Source organism: Micromonospora chokoriensis, from assembly GCF_900091505.1.
In the GTDB taxonomy this organism is placed as follows: Bacteria; Actinomycetota; Actinomycetes; order Mycobacteriales; family Micromonosporaceae; genus Micromonospora; species Micromonospora chokoriensis.
Window position 1 is genome coordinate 4,449,843 of the sequence record NZ_LT607409.1, and the last position, 12,271, is coordinate 4,462,113.

Genomic DNA, 12,271 nt, shown 5'->3' on the forward strand with positions numbered 1-12,271 from the left:
GTCAGCCTCCGATCGTCTCGGTCTCGGTGCCGCCGGCCCACTGGCTCAGCTTGAACACCACGAACTCGGCGGGCTTGACGACGGCGATGCCGATGTGGGCGATCACCATGCCGGCGTCACGGACGTCCGGCGGGTTGGTCTCCTCGTCGCACTTGACGAAGAACGCCTCCTCGGGGCTGCGCCCCAGCAACGCGCCGTCGCGCCACACCCGGGTGAGGAACGCCCCGATGTCGCGTCGGATCGAGCGCCAGAGGGTGAAGTCGTTGGGTTCGAACACCATCCACCGGGTGCCGTTGGCGATGGCCTGTTCGATGGCGATGCTGAGCCGCCGCACGTTGAGGTAGCGCCACTCGCTGGCTTCGGCGGCGAGCGTACGGGCGCCCCAGACGCGGATGCCCTCCCCGGCGAAGTACCGGATCACGTTGACGCCCTTGGGGTTGAGCACGTCGTGTTCCGGTCGGGTGACCAGGTAGGCCAGGTCGACGGCCCCGCGTACGGGTTCGTTGGCCGGTGCCTTGTGCACGCCGCGCAGGGCGTCGGTGCGGGCCCAGATGCCCGCCAGGTGCCCGCTGGGCGGGGTGAGTTCCAACTCGCCGCTGATCGGGTCGCGTACCCGCAGCCAGGGGTAGTAGAAGGCCCCGAACTCGGACTGCCGTGGCCGGTAGGCCGCCCCCTCGTGGCCGCCGGAGCCGCCCGGCTGGGCCGAGCCGCCGCCGGGGCCGCCCGAGCCGCCGCCCGTACCCCCATCGGGTTTGGGGGGTTTGCCGGAGGACGGTGTGGCGACGCGGGTCAACGCGGAGATGTCCTCGATGTCCGGTGCCGGGTCGCAGATCGCGACCATGGTGCGGGTGCGTTCGGCCATGCTGAGCAGCGCCTCGTGCGACACCGGGTCGTGGAAGCCGGGGGCGGCGATGATGGAGATCTCGTCGACCGCTTCCAGTAGTTGCAGGCCGCCGCGCCGCTGCCCGGTGCCGCTGATCGCGCCGCCCTCGCCGACGTTGACGACCCAGCAGCGGGCACCCCCGTTGTCCAGGAAACCGAAGACCGCCCGGGCGAGCGGGGTGCTCTCCACCCGCTCACCGCCGGCGAAGAGCCGCAGGAACTCCGTCCAGTTGTTGACCGGCACCGCCGTGCCCAGGTGGGCGGAGCGATCCGGGGCGACGCCGACGAACGCGGCGATGCTGGTGCTCGCCGGGCCGATCGGTCGGGCGCCGCTGGGGACCTCCTCGACATAGATGCCGGGGGAGAAGTAGCTGGGCATCGGTCCTCCTGTGCGGGTGGGCGTCAGTGGGTCGGTGGCGCGCAGACGATGACGAGGTCGGGTTCGGTGGGGTCGACGTCGGCGGTGAGGACGAGCCCCCGACCGGTCAGCCGGAGCCGGACCGGACCCGGGTGGTCGGGGTCGTGCGGGACGCCGACGATCACGAACCGGCCGTCGGGGTCGGTGCGGGTGGCGGACCCGGTGCCGGGTAGCTCGACCCGCATCGCGGCGAGCGGTTGGTCCTCGGGACCGACCACCCGGCCGGCGAGGGCGCGTACCCCGAGTTGCCGCAGCCGCAACGGTTGCAGGACCGGCGGTGCGGCCGGGGTGGGGTGGTCCACCTGCGCGGGCACGTCGATCAGCAGCGCCGGGCGCGGCACCGCGCCGAACGCGGCCCAGAGTGCCGGGTCACCGGCCTCCAGGACGACCGGATACCTGCCGTCGGTGGTCGCGGCGGTGAGCACCCGGTCCAGCCGGGGCAACCCGGCGGGACCGGTCACGCAGAGCAGGTAGCGGACCGTGAACCGGTACGGTTCGCGGACCGCGCCGCTGGAGCGGGTCTGCCGGGCCGGGCGCAACTCCAGCGGCCAGAGGGTGAGGCCGGCGGCGTCGCCGTCGGTGCGGGGCGGACCGACCGGGACGGGTTCCCCCACCGCGCCGGTCAGCCAGGAGGCCAACTCGGCGGTGGCCGTCTCGATCGGGCCGCGCCCATCGGTGGTCATCGCGGCGGAGTCCCCTGGATCCGGTACGCGATGGCCTCGTTCCACACGTGCGGGTAGACGCCGATCTCGAAGTACCTGGTGAACCGGTTGATCGGGGCGTTGGTGTGGTCGTGGTACAGCAACCACACCGGGGCGATGGTGAACAGCACGTAGTTCGCCAGCACCAGCGGGATGTAGAGCGGCCCGAGCAGGCGGCCCTGGAAGATGTGCACGTCCTCGTGCCGTTGGATGCCCGAGCTGGCGCCGGCGCAGACCGTGCCGATGGTGGTGGCGTAGCGGGGCGAGACCCCCTCCACCACGCAGACCCGTCCGCTGCCGGCCGAGGTGGGCCGGTCCAGCGAGTGCCCGAAGACCAGGTGTACGGCCAGGTAGATGGCCCCGACGACGGTGTTGAGCAGGCTCCAGGTGTGGTCGACGACGAAGAGGAAGATGCCGCGCGCGTCCGGCGCGTACACCCCGGCGGAGGTCACCGCCCAGCCGAAGACCGCGCCGACCAGCAGACCGACGACGGCGCCGATCAGCAGGCCGATCGTGCCGCCGGCGAGGAAGCCGAACAGGGCGCCGAGGATGACCTGGACCGCCGCGCTGAGAAGTCCGAAGACCATGACGTCACCCCTCAGACCCAGGAACGGACGAAACGGGGTTCGCGGCCCTGCGCGACCTGGGTCGGCGACGCCTGGGTCGCCTGCCGGTTGCCGGGTGGGATCTGGTTGATGCCGAGCGCGGCGGAGAAGATGACCAGCGCGTTGAAGAACGCGATGACCCACTTCTCGCCGCCGGCCTCGTCGGCGAACGCCGCTGTCACGTAGGACAGCAGGAGCGCGATGCCGATGGCGATCCACTTGCGGGCCTTGTCGCCGCTGGGTCCGATGAGCCCGCCGATGACGTTGGTGGCCAGGAGGGTGGCGGCGCTGGCACCGGCGATGCTGCCCAGGGCTGCCCAGGTGAAGAGATCGTTCACGGCGATCCCCCTTTTCTGCGATGGTGCGACCGGGATGTGGTGGTGGTGAGGTGCGGTGCTCCCGGCGGGGAGCACCGGGGCCGGTCGCCGTCGTCTCGGGGGCGGCCGGAGCCGGGCGCGGCCGGCGGCGCCGGCCACCGGGTGGATCAGCCGGGCCCCGGGCCGCCGGCGGGCGGGCCCGTCGGGGTCGGGCCGGGCGCGGTCGGCACGGTCGGCTGACGGCGGCGCAGCAGGAGTACGCCCACCACAGCGAGCAGCAGCAGAAGGAGTACGCCTCCGCCGACCAGCAACCAGGGGAAGCCACCTCCGTCGTCGCCTGCGGCGGCCGGCGAGGCGGACGGACGAGGCGGTGCCTCGGCCACGGCCCGCAACTCGGTCGGCTTGTCCTGGTTGGCGTCGACCTTCCAGCTCACCGAACGGCCGTTGACAGTGCCATTGCTGTCGATCACACGGCCGGGGAATGTCACCGAGATCTCGAACGACATGAGCTTGAGGAACGCCTGCTGTTGCTGCGGATTCTGCTGCGTGACCTTTCCGCCGTATTTCTTCGGGTCCAGTGGCAGTGTGAAACGGTAGAGATCACCGTCCCGGACCAGCTTCACGCTCTCCGTGTCGAAACCGGCCAGCGGCGCCTTGCGGTAACTGATCTGGGAGCCGTAAAAAGTGTCGTCCTGATAAAGGGTCTCTTCGCCGGCGGGCAGCGCGGGAATGCTCTGCCGCAGCTCCGCGAAGGCGGCCGGGACGTTCTTGTTTCGGGCGCTCAACACCTGCTTCTGGGCCGTCAGCAGCAGTTGACCGTCGACTGTGTCGTCGGCATTGACGGTGAGGCCCATGTTGAGTTGCATGCAACCGCTGAGCGCGGCGAGAAGAATGAGACACACCGCGACGCGGAGTGCCCTACCGCGGTTGACTCTCCTGTTCATGGGCTCAGTGTGTGTGATCGCTTTCACACCAGCAGTCAGCGATCGGTCACAAGACAGTCGCCGATTGTACGAACGAGCTGTCGCCTTCGAACGAGCCCGCAACCAGTTTCGTTAAATACCCTGGAGTGTTGGGACTCCGACGGTCAATTGTCGACCGGGGGAGACCCGAGCTCGACCGGGTGAGGCACCGACCACAGTGCCGAGGGGCCGGCTCAACCCGCCGGGGGTCTCCAGTCCGCGTAGCGGGCCATGCTCCGCAGTGCGGCCCAGACCGGCACCGACCTCGCGCAGCTCGGCGGCGCGTTCCAGCACCGTGACCCGCCAGCCGTGCCGGTGCAGGGCGAGCGCCGCGCTCAGGCCGCCGATGCCGCCGCCCACGATCACCGCGAGCTCGCCGCCGGCATCGCCGAGGTGCTCGACAGGTGGTTGAGCAGCGGGCGTAGCCGGACCCTGGCCCGGTACGCCTGCCTGTGGAGGCGGTACACCGGGCCGAGCTGCGGGGCATCCTGCACCACGGCACCGGTTTGCGGGTGCAGGCCCGGGACCTGCTGGCCCGCGCCGGGGCCGCCGATCCCGACCGGCAGGGCGACCAGTTCGTCGCGTTCGTGGACGGGCTCCTCGTCGACCGTCTGGTCGGCGCGGGCGCGCGCACCGCCCCACCGCCCGGCAGCGCGGCCAGCCGTACCGACCTGAGCGCCGCAGTCCGCACGCTGCTTCGTGCCCTGACCGGGAGCTGACCCCGCCGCCGCCGCGCGGGCGTGGCGGTGCGGGCGTGGCGGGTGCGTGGGGCCGGCCCGGTACGCCCGGCGCGCGGCCGGGTCGCGTGGGCCCGGTGAGAACGTCGGCGTGCTGGCGTCGGCGGGCGCGCCGTGGGGCCCGGTGAGCAGGTCTGACGCGTGCTGGGAGACGATCACTGTGGGCTGTGGGCTGTGGGCTGTGGGCTGTGGGCTGTGGGCTGTGGGCTGTGGGCTGTGGGCGGTGGGCGGTGGGCGGTGGGCGGTGGGCCGTGGGCCTTCGGCCGGGGGTGTGATGCTGCGTTTCGGTCCTTTGGAGCTGAATCGTTTACGACATCGCGCCTGGTGCGTTCACGGCACGGGCCCGATTCGTTTGCGGCATCAGCTCCAAAGGGAGCGGACGGCATGGTGCCGGCGGGCGGCGTGGTGTCGGCGGGCGTGGTGCGGGCGGGCGGCATGGTGCCGGCGGGCGTGGTGCGGGCGGGCGGCATGGTGTCGGCGGGCATGGTGTCGGCGGGCGTGGTGCGGGCGGGCGGCATGGTGCCGGCGGGCGTGGTGCGGGCGGGCGGCGTGGTGTCGGCGGGCATGGTGCGGGCGGGCGGTGTGACGCGGGGCGGGCCGCATGGTGCGGGCGGGCGGTGTGGTGGCGTGCGTTGGCGGTGGTGCCAGGGCTCGACGACACAGTGCCGTTCGGGGGCAACGTGCTGTTCAGGCCGGGGTGCGGCAGGACGGTCGGCGCGGGTAGGAGAGATTGGGTGATGATGCGGTTCAGCGGCTTGCGGACGGCCGGCGGGCGGCTCCGGCACGGCTGGCGGCCGGTGCTGGAGGCCACCGTCGCGGCGACAGTGGCCTGGCTGTTGGCCACCCGGTTGCTCGGGCATCCGCAACCCTTCTTCGCGCCGGCCGCCGCGCTGATCGTCCTCGGACAGACCCGGGGTCAACGCATCCGTCGGGCCGTCGAGGTCGTCCTCGGCGTCGCCGCCGGGGTGCTCGTCGCGGACCTGGTGGTGCAGGCCCTCGGCCCGGGCAGCACCTGGACGGTCTTCACCGTCATCCTGCTCACCGTCCTGCTCGCGGTGGCCTTCGGCGCCACCGGCGTGACGCTGGTGCAGGCGGCGGTCTCGGCGCTCTACCTGGTGGTGGTCGCACCACCGGACGGGACGTTGGTGCCGTTCCGCTTCGTCGACGCCCTCATCGGGGGCGTGGTCGCGCTCGCGGCCAGCCTGCTGGTCGACGCCCGTCGCCCACTGGCTCCGCTGGTCGCCGAGGTACGGCGGACCTTCGACGAGTTGGCCGGGCTGCTCGGCGGGATCGCGCACGCCCTCGACCGCCGTGACGAGGACGCCGCGGTCACCGCGTTGACCCGAGCCCGGGGGATGGACGCCCGCGTGGACGGGTTACGCGACGGAGTGCTCGCCGCCGGCGAGGCGCTGCGGCTCAACGTCCGTCGACGCCGCCACATCGGTCGGCTGCGCTCGGTGGACCAGTCGATCCGGCAGACCGACTACGCCGTCCGCAACGTCCGGGTGCTGGCTCGCGCCGGCGTGACGCTCAGTCGACTGCACACCCCCGTCCCGCCCGAGCTGGGTGTCGCCCTACGGTCGCTGGCCGAGGCGGTCAGCCACGCCGGCGCCGCCCTCGCCGCCGACCTCAACGGCCAGGACGACAACGCCGACCAGCACGCCGCGCGGGCCGACGAGGCGGCGCTGGCTGCCGTGCACACCGCTGGGCAGCTCTTCGGCGCCACCCAGACCCTGCCGCTGGCAATGATCATCGGGCAGGTCCGGGCCACGGCCATCGACCTGCTGCGCGGCGTCAACCCCGAGGACGACGCCGCCGTCCTCGCCCGCGTCGACGAAGCCCTCGGCCTCCCCGCCGTCTGATCGGGCCGTCGGCCCCACCACCACCCACCGACCCGACGGTCAGGCGCTGGCCCGGGCCACCAGAGCGGACGGGAAGAGGGTCACCGGCGCGGCCGGACGTCCGTCCAGCAGGGCGGTGGCCGCGGCGGCGGCGATCCGCCCCACCGGGTGGCTCGCCGTGGTCAACGCCGGGGCGGTCAGCCCGGCCAGCGGGATGTCGTCGAAACCGGCCACCGCGACGTCGCCGGGCACCCGCACCCCGGCGTCGCGCAGGCCGGCGATCACCCCGAGCGCGGTGTCGTCGCTGATCGCGTAGATCGCGTCGACGTCCGGCCACTGACGCAGCACCACGTCGGCCGCCGCCCGGCCGCAGGCCGCCGTGAAGTCGCCGGGCAGCACCCGCTCCGGCATCCCGGCCTGACGCATCAAACGGCGGTACGTCTCCACGGGGCGCTGCGCGCAGGGCAACCACCGAGGGCCGGCCACCATGGCGATGCGGCGGCGACCGGTGGCGTACAGGTGACGCAGCACCGCCTCGGACCCGGTGACGTTGTCGACGTCGAACGACGGCACGCTCGCCGAGCCGACGCCGATCGAGACCACCCGGCCCCGCAGTGACCGGGGCACCGACTCCAGCAGCTCCTCCGTGGTGTTGACCAGGATCACCCCGCACACGCTGCGATCGTCGAGCCGGGCCAGCCCGCCCGGGTCGTCCAGCGGCAGCCAGTGCAACGCCACACCGACACCGGCGGGCGTGCACACCTGGGCCGCCGAACCGACGACCCGGTGCACGTACGGGTCGTCCAGCACCGCCGCGCTGGCCCCCAGCACCGCCACGACCATCCGTACGCCGCCGCCGCGGACCAGCGCGCGGGCGGCCGGGTTGGGCACGTAGCCGAGCTGGTCGACAGCCGCCGCGACCAGTTCCCGGGCCGCCGGCGAGGCGAACCCCGTGCCGGCGATCACCCGCGACGCGGTGGACCGGGACACCCCGGCGACCCGCGCGACGTCCTCGAGAGTTGCCGGTCGGTGTGCCGCTGTCGTCATCGTCGCCTCCCCGCCGAGGCCCGCCCGGTCGGACAAACGCCTGCTCACATCATGCCCCGGCGGACACCTCAGCGGTAAGGGGCGGTCGCCGGTTGCGGTGGTAGCGCTCTCAGGTGTGCGATCGTGCGAGGAGATCACCCCGAGGAAGAGGACCCACCCCGTGAGCGCCCCCACCAGTCGACCCGTAGCCCCGGCCGCCGCGCCGTCCGCGAACGCGGTGCTGCTCGCCAGGAACGGTGTCGCGGTCACCTTCACCCTCAACGGGCTCGCCGTCGGCAGCTGGTTCTCCCGGGTGCCGGCGGTCCGCGAGGCGTTGGACCTCTCCGCCGGCCGGCTCGGGCTGCTGCTGCTGGCGATGAGCGTCGGCGCGCTGCTCGCCATGCCCACCGCCGGGCTGCTCGCCCAGCGCCTCGGTGCGGCCCGCACCGTCACCCTCGCCACCGGGGTGGTCGCGGTCGGTCTGACCGTGGCGGGGCTGGGTGCCACGATGACCGGGTCGTTCGCCGTCGTCGCGGTGGGCCTCGTCGCGTTCGGCTACGGCTCCGGCGCCTGTGACGTGGCGATGAACGTCGAGGGCGCGGCGGTGGAGCGTCGGCTCGGCCGCACGATCATGCCGCGTTTCCACGCGGGGTGGAGCCTCGGTTCGGTGGCCGGGGCGGCGCTCGGCGCCGCGGCGGCCCGGTTCGACGTGGCGGTGGGCGCGCACCTCGTCGCGGTGGCGGTGGTCGTGTTGACCGGCACGGTGCTCGCCGCCCGGACGTACCTGCCCCGGGGCGTCGACTCCACCGGCGACCCGGCGGACGCCACCCCGGCCGCCCGCCGTCGGGCGCAACTCGCCGCCTGGCGGGAGCCGCGCACCCTGCTGATCGGGCTCTTCGTGCTGGTGGCGGCGTTCACCGAGGGAGCCGCCAACGATTGGCTGGCCGTCGCGTTCATCGACGGACGGGACCTCAGCGAGGCTGCCGGCGCGGCCGTGTTCGCGGTCTTCGTCGTGGGCATGACGGTCGGACGCACCGCCGGCACCGTCGCGCTGGACCGGTGGGGTCGGGTGCCGGTGCTCAGCGGCACGATCGGGCTCGCCGTGGTCGGCGCCGGCCTGGCCGTGCTGGCCGGCTCCGGGCCGGTGGCCGTCGTCGGCGTCGCGCTGTGGGGCCTCGGCGCGTCGCTGGGCTTCCCGGTCGGCATGAGCGCGGCTGCCGACGACGAGGCGCACGCGGCGGTGCGGGTGAGCGTCGTCGCGGTGATCGGCTACACCGCGTTCCTCGGTGGCCCTCCGCTGCTGGGGCTGCTCGGCGACGAGGTCGGCACCCTGCGGGCCCTGCTGGTGGTGCCACTGCTGTTGCTGCCGACGCTGCTGCTGGTGCCGGTGCTGCGCCCGCCGCACGCCGTTTCGTCCGCCACTAAAAACTAACCCACCCCGCCGTCGAGCGGTATCGGGTGCGTGGCCGACTGCGTCACGTACCCGAGCTGGTTAGGGTCGCCCGATGCCAACCGACGAGATCACCGCCGCAGCGGCGGGCACCTGGACCCTGGGCGACCGCACCGTGCGCCGGATGGGCTTCGGCTCCATGCGGATCACCGCCGACCCCGACCCGGCCCGGGCCGTCGCCCTGCTGCGCCGCGCCGTCGAGCTGGGCGTCAACCACATCGACACGGCCGCGTTCTACGTCTCGCCCGGCGGAACCCTGCGGGTCGGCACCGGCCCGGCCCGCTACGCCACCGAGCTGATCCGCGCGGCGCTCGCGCCGTACCCCCAGGATCTGGTCGTCACCACCAAGGTCGGCTTCGGGTACGACAGGGAGGCGGGCTTCACCGAGGCGTTCACCCCGGCGCAGTTGCGTGCCCAGGTGGAGGAGAACCTGCGCCGGCTCGGCCGCGACCACCTCGACGTGGTCAACCTGCGCCTCGGCCGAGGGCCCGGCGAGGTGCCGCTGACCGAGCGGTTCGGCGCGCTCGCCGACCTGCGTGCCGCCGGGCTGATCCGGCACCTCGGGCTCTCCAACGTCCGGCCCGAGCAACTCGACGAGGTGGCGGGCATCGCGCCGGTGGTCTGCGTGCAGAACAACTACGGGGTGGACGCCTACCGGGAGCAGGACGCCGTCGTCCGGCTCTGCGGCGAACGGGGCATCGCCTACGTGCCGTTCTTCGCGCTCGCCGGCACCGGCCGGGAGAAGGGCGCGAGCGCCGCGCAGGGCGAGGCCGTCGAGGCCGTCGCCCGCGCGCACGGCGTCACCGGGCACCAGGTACGCCTGGCGTGGACCCTGCACCAGGGCGCTCACGTGCTGGCCATCCCCGGCACGGCAGACCCGCAGCACCTGGAACAGAACATCGCCGCCGGAGCCCTCCGCCTCACCCCCGAAGACCTGACCCGCCTGCACTGACGGGCCGCCGCCGCCCATGGGTCCCTCAGCACGCCCGGCAGCCTAGGCGGCCGGTGCGCTCAGGGCGCGTAGACCAGGTCCATCGTGTCGGTGTGCCCGGACCAGCGCAGGTCCAGACGCCAGCAACCAGCCTGGGGAACGTCGATGATCGACGGACCCGGACCGCCGGCGACCTCCCGGGTGACGGTGGTGTCGGTGCCGTCCAGCGTCGCGGTGATCACCAGCGTGGCCGGTGCCGTCGGGTCGGGCGAGGTCGTGGAGGACTGCGCCACCCACAGGATCTTGTTGTTCGACCCGTCCTTGCGGTGCTGCCGCAGCGGGTGGGCGAACAGCACCGCCACGATGTCACCCTTGGCGCCGAAGACGTGCGGGACCCGAGCGTCCCCGCTGAAACCGGCGTCCGCCCAGTCGGGCAGAGGTCCCGTCTCGACCCGCGCCGCGCAGGCGCTCCCCGTGGTGGCGGCGGCGCTCGTCGGCGCCGTCGACCCGCCGCCGCTCGTGGCCGTGCACCCCGCCAGCAGCACCACGGACATCGCCAGCGTCAGTCGTCCCCGTGAACCCATCTCACCCCTCCAGTGCGCGTCGACTCGTCACGCAGTCAGGACACCGGTCGGGCCGGTTCGGTTCCCTAGCGCAGCGACCTGGCGATCTCGAGCGCCTCGGCCTTGCTGAGGGATCCTTCGAGCCGGTAGCTCACGTCGGCGTCCTGCCAGATCAGCGTCGCCGCGGCCAGCCGGGCGGTCTCCGTGCGAACCTCACCCGCCCGGTCCACGTACGACAACACGTGTGGTCGGTCGACCCAGATGGCGAAGCCACCGTCGACCTGCGTCCACTCCGCCCCCGGCGGGGTGACCTCCTTGTGGAAGGCCAGGTTGAGGCGACCGTCGAACGCGTCGATGCGCAGCGCGCCCCCGTCGTAGAGCAGCGTCGCCACCCGGCAGACGCCCGAGGGGTCGGGGTCGGCGACCAGCACCTGCTCGGGCGGACCCAACGACGCCGGTAGGCGGATCGGGAACCGCACCGCCCGCTGCGCCTCGTCCAGGGCGGCGGTCCGCTGCGCGGGCAACGGCGACGGGGTGCCGGCGGGCGGCGTCGGGGCGGGCGAGGTGGCGATGCTGACACCGGCGAAGCGCAGCAGCCCGGCAACGGCGTCCGCGACGGCGGCCCGCGTCGGCGGCAACACCGCGACCAGGAGGGCGACCAGCGCCGCCGCGGCGAGCGGACGCCACCGGCGCACGGGCTTGTCGAGTCGTACGCGGACACGGGCGGTCACGTCGGGCGGCTCGGGTGTCTCCAGCCAGGCGGACAGGTCGCGTAACTCCCGTTCGAGGTCACCCATGCCGGACCTCCTCCCGGTCGAGAAGGCCGCGGAGTTTCGCCAGCGCCCGGGACGTGCGCGACTTCACCGTCCCCCGGGGCCAACCCAGTGCCGCCACCGTCTCCTCCTCGGTGAGATCGAGGAAGTACCGACAGACGATCACCTCGCGGTCCCGTACCGGCAGTTGCCGCAGGGCCCCGACCAGCGCCTCCCGGCGCTCCCCGGCGAGGACCGCGCCGACCGCCCCGTCCTCGGCGACCTCGGACGTCGGGTCGGCCGTCGCCGCCCGCAGGAGGAGCCCGTCCCGCCGGCCCCGGGACCGGTGCAGGTTGCGGGTCTCGTTGGCGACGATCGCGAGCAGCCACGAGCGGAAGGATGACTCGCCCCGGTAACGGGACAACTTGCGGTACGCCTTGACGAACGCCTCCTGCATGACGTCCTCGGAGTCCGAACCCGCACCGAGCAGCACCGCCGTCCGGTACGCGGACGCGGTGTGCCGGGCGACCAGGAGGTCGTACGCCTCCAGGTCACCGGCCCGGGCGCGGGTGACGAGAGTGTCGTCGTCCAGGGGAGGCCTCCGTTCGGATCACCCTCATGACACCGCCCACGGGTCGCGGGTTCCACCCGGCGCGGGTCAGGTTGCTCCCACCCGGCGTGCAGCGTGTTGCCAGGATTCGGTGGTGCACTGGGAGAGGTGTCGAGGAGAGGGGCTGGTCATGAGCTGGTTCAATCGCCGGGCACGGGGTGCCGAGGCGACCCCGACGAAGCTGGACCGGGAGGCGACCCGCGAGGACCTCGCGGCGCTGGAGGCGTTCGTCGCCAGCCGGCGGGGCGTGGAGTTCTACCTGGAGCCGGAGACCACGGCGACGGACACCACGGTGGTGGCGATTGCCCACGACGGTGAGTGGATCCGCCGGCGCACCGGTACGCCCCGGGCGGCGGGGACCATCGCCCGCAAGCACGCGGTGCCGTTGTACGAGGCGGCCCGCACCGGCTACCCGGAACGGATGCGGGTGTGGAACCGCGCCCACCCGGAACGCCACGCCCGCTGAGACTCGCCTG

General features: G+C 73.4%; 15 protein-coding genes. 5 read left to right on the forward strand and 10 right to left on the reverse strand.

What is annotated here, in order from left to right:
• Nucleotide 1 precedes the first annotated feature (1 nt).
• The 6 genes from GA0070612_RS20490 to GA0070612_RS32585 all read right to left on the reverse strand — a co-directional run bounded on the left by GA0070612_RS20490 (nucleotide 2) and on the right by GA0070612_RS32585 (nucleotide 4,251).
• Entirely contained in the window at nucleotides 2-1,261 is a 1,260-nt protein-coding gene (locus GA0070612_RS20490; RefSeq protein ID WP_088989381.1) for a phage tail sheath family protein, read from the reverse strand.
• Between the two features lie 23 nt (nucleotides 1,262-1,284).
• Nucleotides 1,285-1,983: a carboxypeptidase-like regulatory domain-containing protein gene (locus tag GA0070612_RS20495; protein WP_088989382.1), complete on the reverse strand. Its 699-nt coding sequence runs from the start codon at nucleotides 1,981-1,983 to the stop codon at nucleotides 1,285-1,287.
• Nucleotides 1,980-2,588 carry a glycine zipper family protein gene (locus tag GA0070612_RS20500; protein ID WP_088989383.1) on the reverse strand — a complete coding sequence of 203 codons (609 nt, stop codon included), beginning with the start codon at nucleotides 2,586-2,588 and terminating at the stop codon, nucleotides 1,980-1,982. The genes GA0070612_RS20495 and GA0070612_RS20500 overlap by 4 nt, the downstream gene beginning before the upstream one ends.
• An 11-nt stretch (nucleotides 2,589-2,599) precedes the next feature.
• Nucleotides 2,600-2,944, reverse strand: a complete 345-nt coding sequence (locus tag GA0070612_RS20505) for a hypothetical protein (RefSeq protein WP_088989384.1) — start codon at nucleotides 2,942-2,944, stop codon at nucleotides 2,600-2,602.
• Between the two features lie 146 nt (nucleotides 2,945-3,090).
• The gene (locus tag GA0070612_RS20510; RefSeq protein WP_088989385.1) at nucleotides 3,091-3,867 is read right to left on the reverse strand and encodes an LppM family (lipo)protein; all 777 of its coding nucleotides are present in this window, start codon (nucleotides 3,865-3,867) and stop codon (nucleotides 3,091-3,093) included.
• Nucleotides 3,868-3,978: 111 nt separating this feature from the next.
• Nucleotides 3,979-4,251 carry an FAD-dependent oxidoreductase gene (locus GA0070612_RS32585; protein WP_231924270.1) on the reverse strand — a complete coding sequence of 91 codons (273 nt, stop codon included), beginning with the start codon at nucleotides 4,249-4,251 and terminating at the stop codon, nucleotides 3,979-3,981.
• An 86-nt stretch (nucleotides 4,252-4,337) separates the two neighbouring features.
• Between GA0070612_RS32585 and GA0070612_RS20520 the strand changes: the two genes are divergently transcribed.
• Nucleotides 4,338-4,604, forward strand: a complete 267-nt coding sequence (locus GA0070612_RS20520) for a hypothetical protein (protein ID WP_231924271.1) — start codon at nucleotides 4,338-4,340, stop codon at nucleotides 4,602-4,604.
• Between the two features lie 755 nt (nucleotides 4,605-5,359).
• Nucleotides 5,360-6,484, forward strand: coding sequence for an FUSC family protein (locus GA0070612_RS20530; protein ID WP_088989387.1), 1,125 nt, complete (start codon nucleotides 5,360-5,362; stop codon nucleotides 6,482-6,484).
• 39 nt (nucleotides 6,485-6,523) lie between these two features.
• Here the strand turns inward: GA0070612_RS20530 and GA0070612_RS20535 are convergent, their stop codons facing one another.
• Nucleotides 6,524-7,510, reverse strand: coding sequence for a LacI family DNA-binding transcriptional regulator (locus GA0070612_RS20535; RefSeq protein WP_088991644.1), 987 nt, complete (start codon nucleotides 7,508-7,510; stop codon nucleotides 6,524-6,526).
• 160 nt (nucleotides 7,511-7,670) lie between these two features.
• Between GA0070612_RS20535 and GA0070612_RS20540 the strand changes: the two genes are divergently transcribed.
• Entirely contained in the window at nucleotides 7,671-8,921 is a 1,251-nt protein-coding gene (locus tag GA0070612_RS20540) for an MFS transporter (protein ID WP_088989388.1), read from the forward strand.
• A 73-nt stretch (nucleotides 8,922-8,994) separates the two neighbouring features.
• A complete protein-coding gene (locus GA0070612_RS20545) occupies nucleotides 8,995-9,891 on the forward strand; it encodes an aldo/keto reductase (RefSeq protein WP_088989389.1) in 897 nt (298 codons plus the stop codon).
• Nucleotides 9,892-9,950: 59 nt separating this feature from the next.
• Here the strand turns inward: GA0070612_RS20545 and GA0070612_RS20550 are convergent, their stop codons facing one another.
• The 3 genes from GA0070612_RS20550 to GA0070612_RS20560 all read right to left on the reverse strand — a co-directional run bounded on the left by GA0070612_RS20550 (nucleotide 9,951) and on the right by GA0070612_RS20560 (nucleotide 11,678).
• Nucleotides 9,951-10,454, reverse strand: coding sequence for a hypothetical protein (locus GA0070612_RS20550; protein WP_088989390.1), 504 nt, complete (start codon nucleotides 10,452-10,454; stop codon nucleotides 9,951-9,953).
• Nucleotides 10,455-10,519: 65 nt separating this feature from the next.
• Nucleotides 10,520-11,230: a hypothetical protein gene (locus GA0070612_RS20555; protein ID WP_088989391.1), complete on the reverse strand. Its 711-nt coding sequence runs from the start codon at nucleotides 11,228-11,230 to the stop codon at nucleotides 10,520-10,522.
• Nucleotides 11,223-11,678 carry an RNA polymerase sigma factor gene (locus GA0070612_RS20560; RefSeq protein ID WP_231924272.1) on the reverse strand — a complete coding sequence of 152 codons (456 nt, stop codon included), beginning with the start codon at nucleotides 11,676-11,678 and terminating at the stop codon, nucleotides 11,223-11,225. Before GA0070612_RS20560 ends, GA0070612_RS20555 begins: the two co-directional genes overlap by 8 nt.
• A gap of 247 nt (nucleotides 11,679-11,925) precedes the next feature.
• Here GA0070612_RS20560 and GA0070612_RS20565 point away from each other — a divergent pair, with 247 nt between their 5' ends.
• The gene (locus GA0070612_RS20565; RefSeq protein WP_088989393.1) at nucleotides 11,926-12,261 is read left to right on the forward strand and encodes a hypothetical protein; all 336 of its coding nucleotides are present in this window, start codon (nucleotides 11,926-11,928) and stop codon (nucleotides 12,259-12,261) included.
• The last annotated feature ends 10 nt before the right edge of the window (nucleotides 12,262-12,271 follow it).

Excerpts from the sequence above, each read along its gene's own strand:
- GA0070612_RS20490 (WP_088989381.1), bottom strand. The coding sequence starts at position 1,261 with ATGCCCAGCTACTTCTCCCCCGGCATCTATGTCGAGGAGGTCCCCAGC.
- GA0070612_RS20495 (WP_088989382.1), bottom strand. The coding sequence starts at position 1,983 with ATGACCACCGATGGGCGCGGCCCGATCGAGACGGCCACCGCCGAGTTG.
- GA0070612_RS20500 (WP_088989383.1), bottom strand. The coding sequence starts at position 2,588 with ATGGTCTTCGGACTTCTCAGCGCGGCGGTCCAGGTCATCCTCGGCGCC.
- GA0070612_RS20510 (WP_088989385.1), bottom strand. The coding sequence starts at position 3,867 with ATGAACAGGAGAGTCAACCGCGGTAGGGCACTCCGCGTCGCGGTGTGT.
- GA0070612_RS20530 (WP_088989387.1), top strand. The coding sequence starts at position 5,360 with ATGATGCGGTTCAGCGGCTTGCGGACGGCCGGCGGGCGGCTCCGGCAC.
- GA0070612_RS20535 (WP_088991644.1), bottom strand. The coding sequence starts at position 7,510 with ATGACGACAGCGGCACACCGACCGGCAACTCTCGAGGACGTCGCGCGG.
- GA0070612_RS20545 (WP_088989389.1), top strand. The coding sequence starts at position 8,995 with ATGCCAACCGACGAGATCACCGCCGCAGCGGCGGGCACCTGGACCCTG.
- GA0070612_RS20550 (WP_088989390.1), bottom strand. The coding sequence starts at position 10,454 with ATGGGTTCACGGGGACGACTGACGCTGGCGATGTCCGTGGTGCTGCTG.
- GA0070612_RS20555 (WP_088989391.1), bottom strand. The coding sequence starts at position 11,230 with ATGGGTGACCTCGAACGGGAGTTACGCGACCTGTCCGCCTGGCTGGAG.
- GA0070612_RS20565 (WP_088989393.1), top strand. The coding sequence starts at position 11,926 with ATGAGCTGGTTCAATCGCCGGGCACGGGGTGCCGAGGCGACCCCGACG.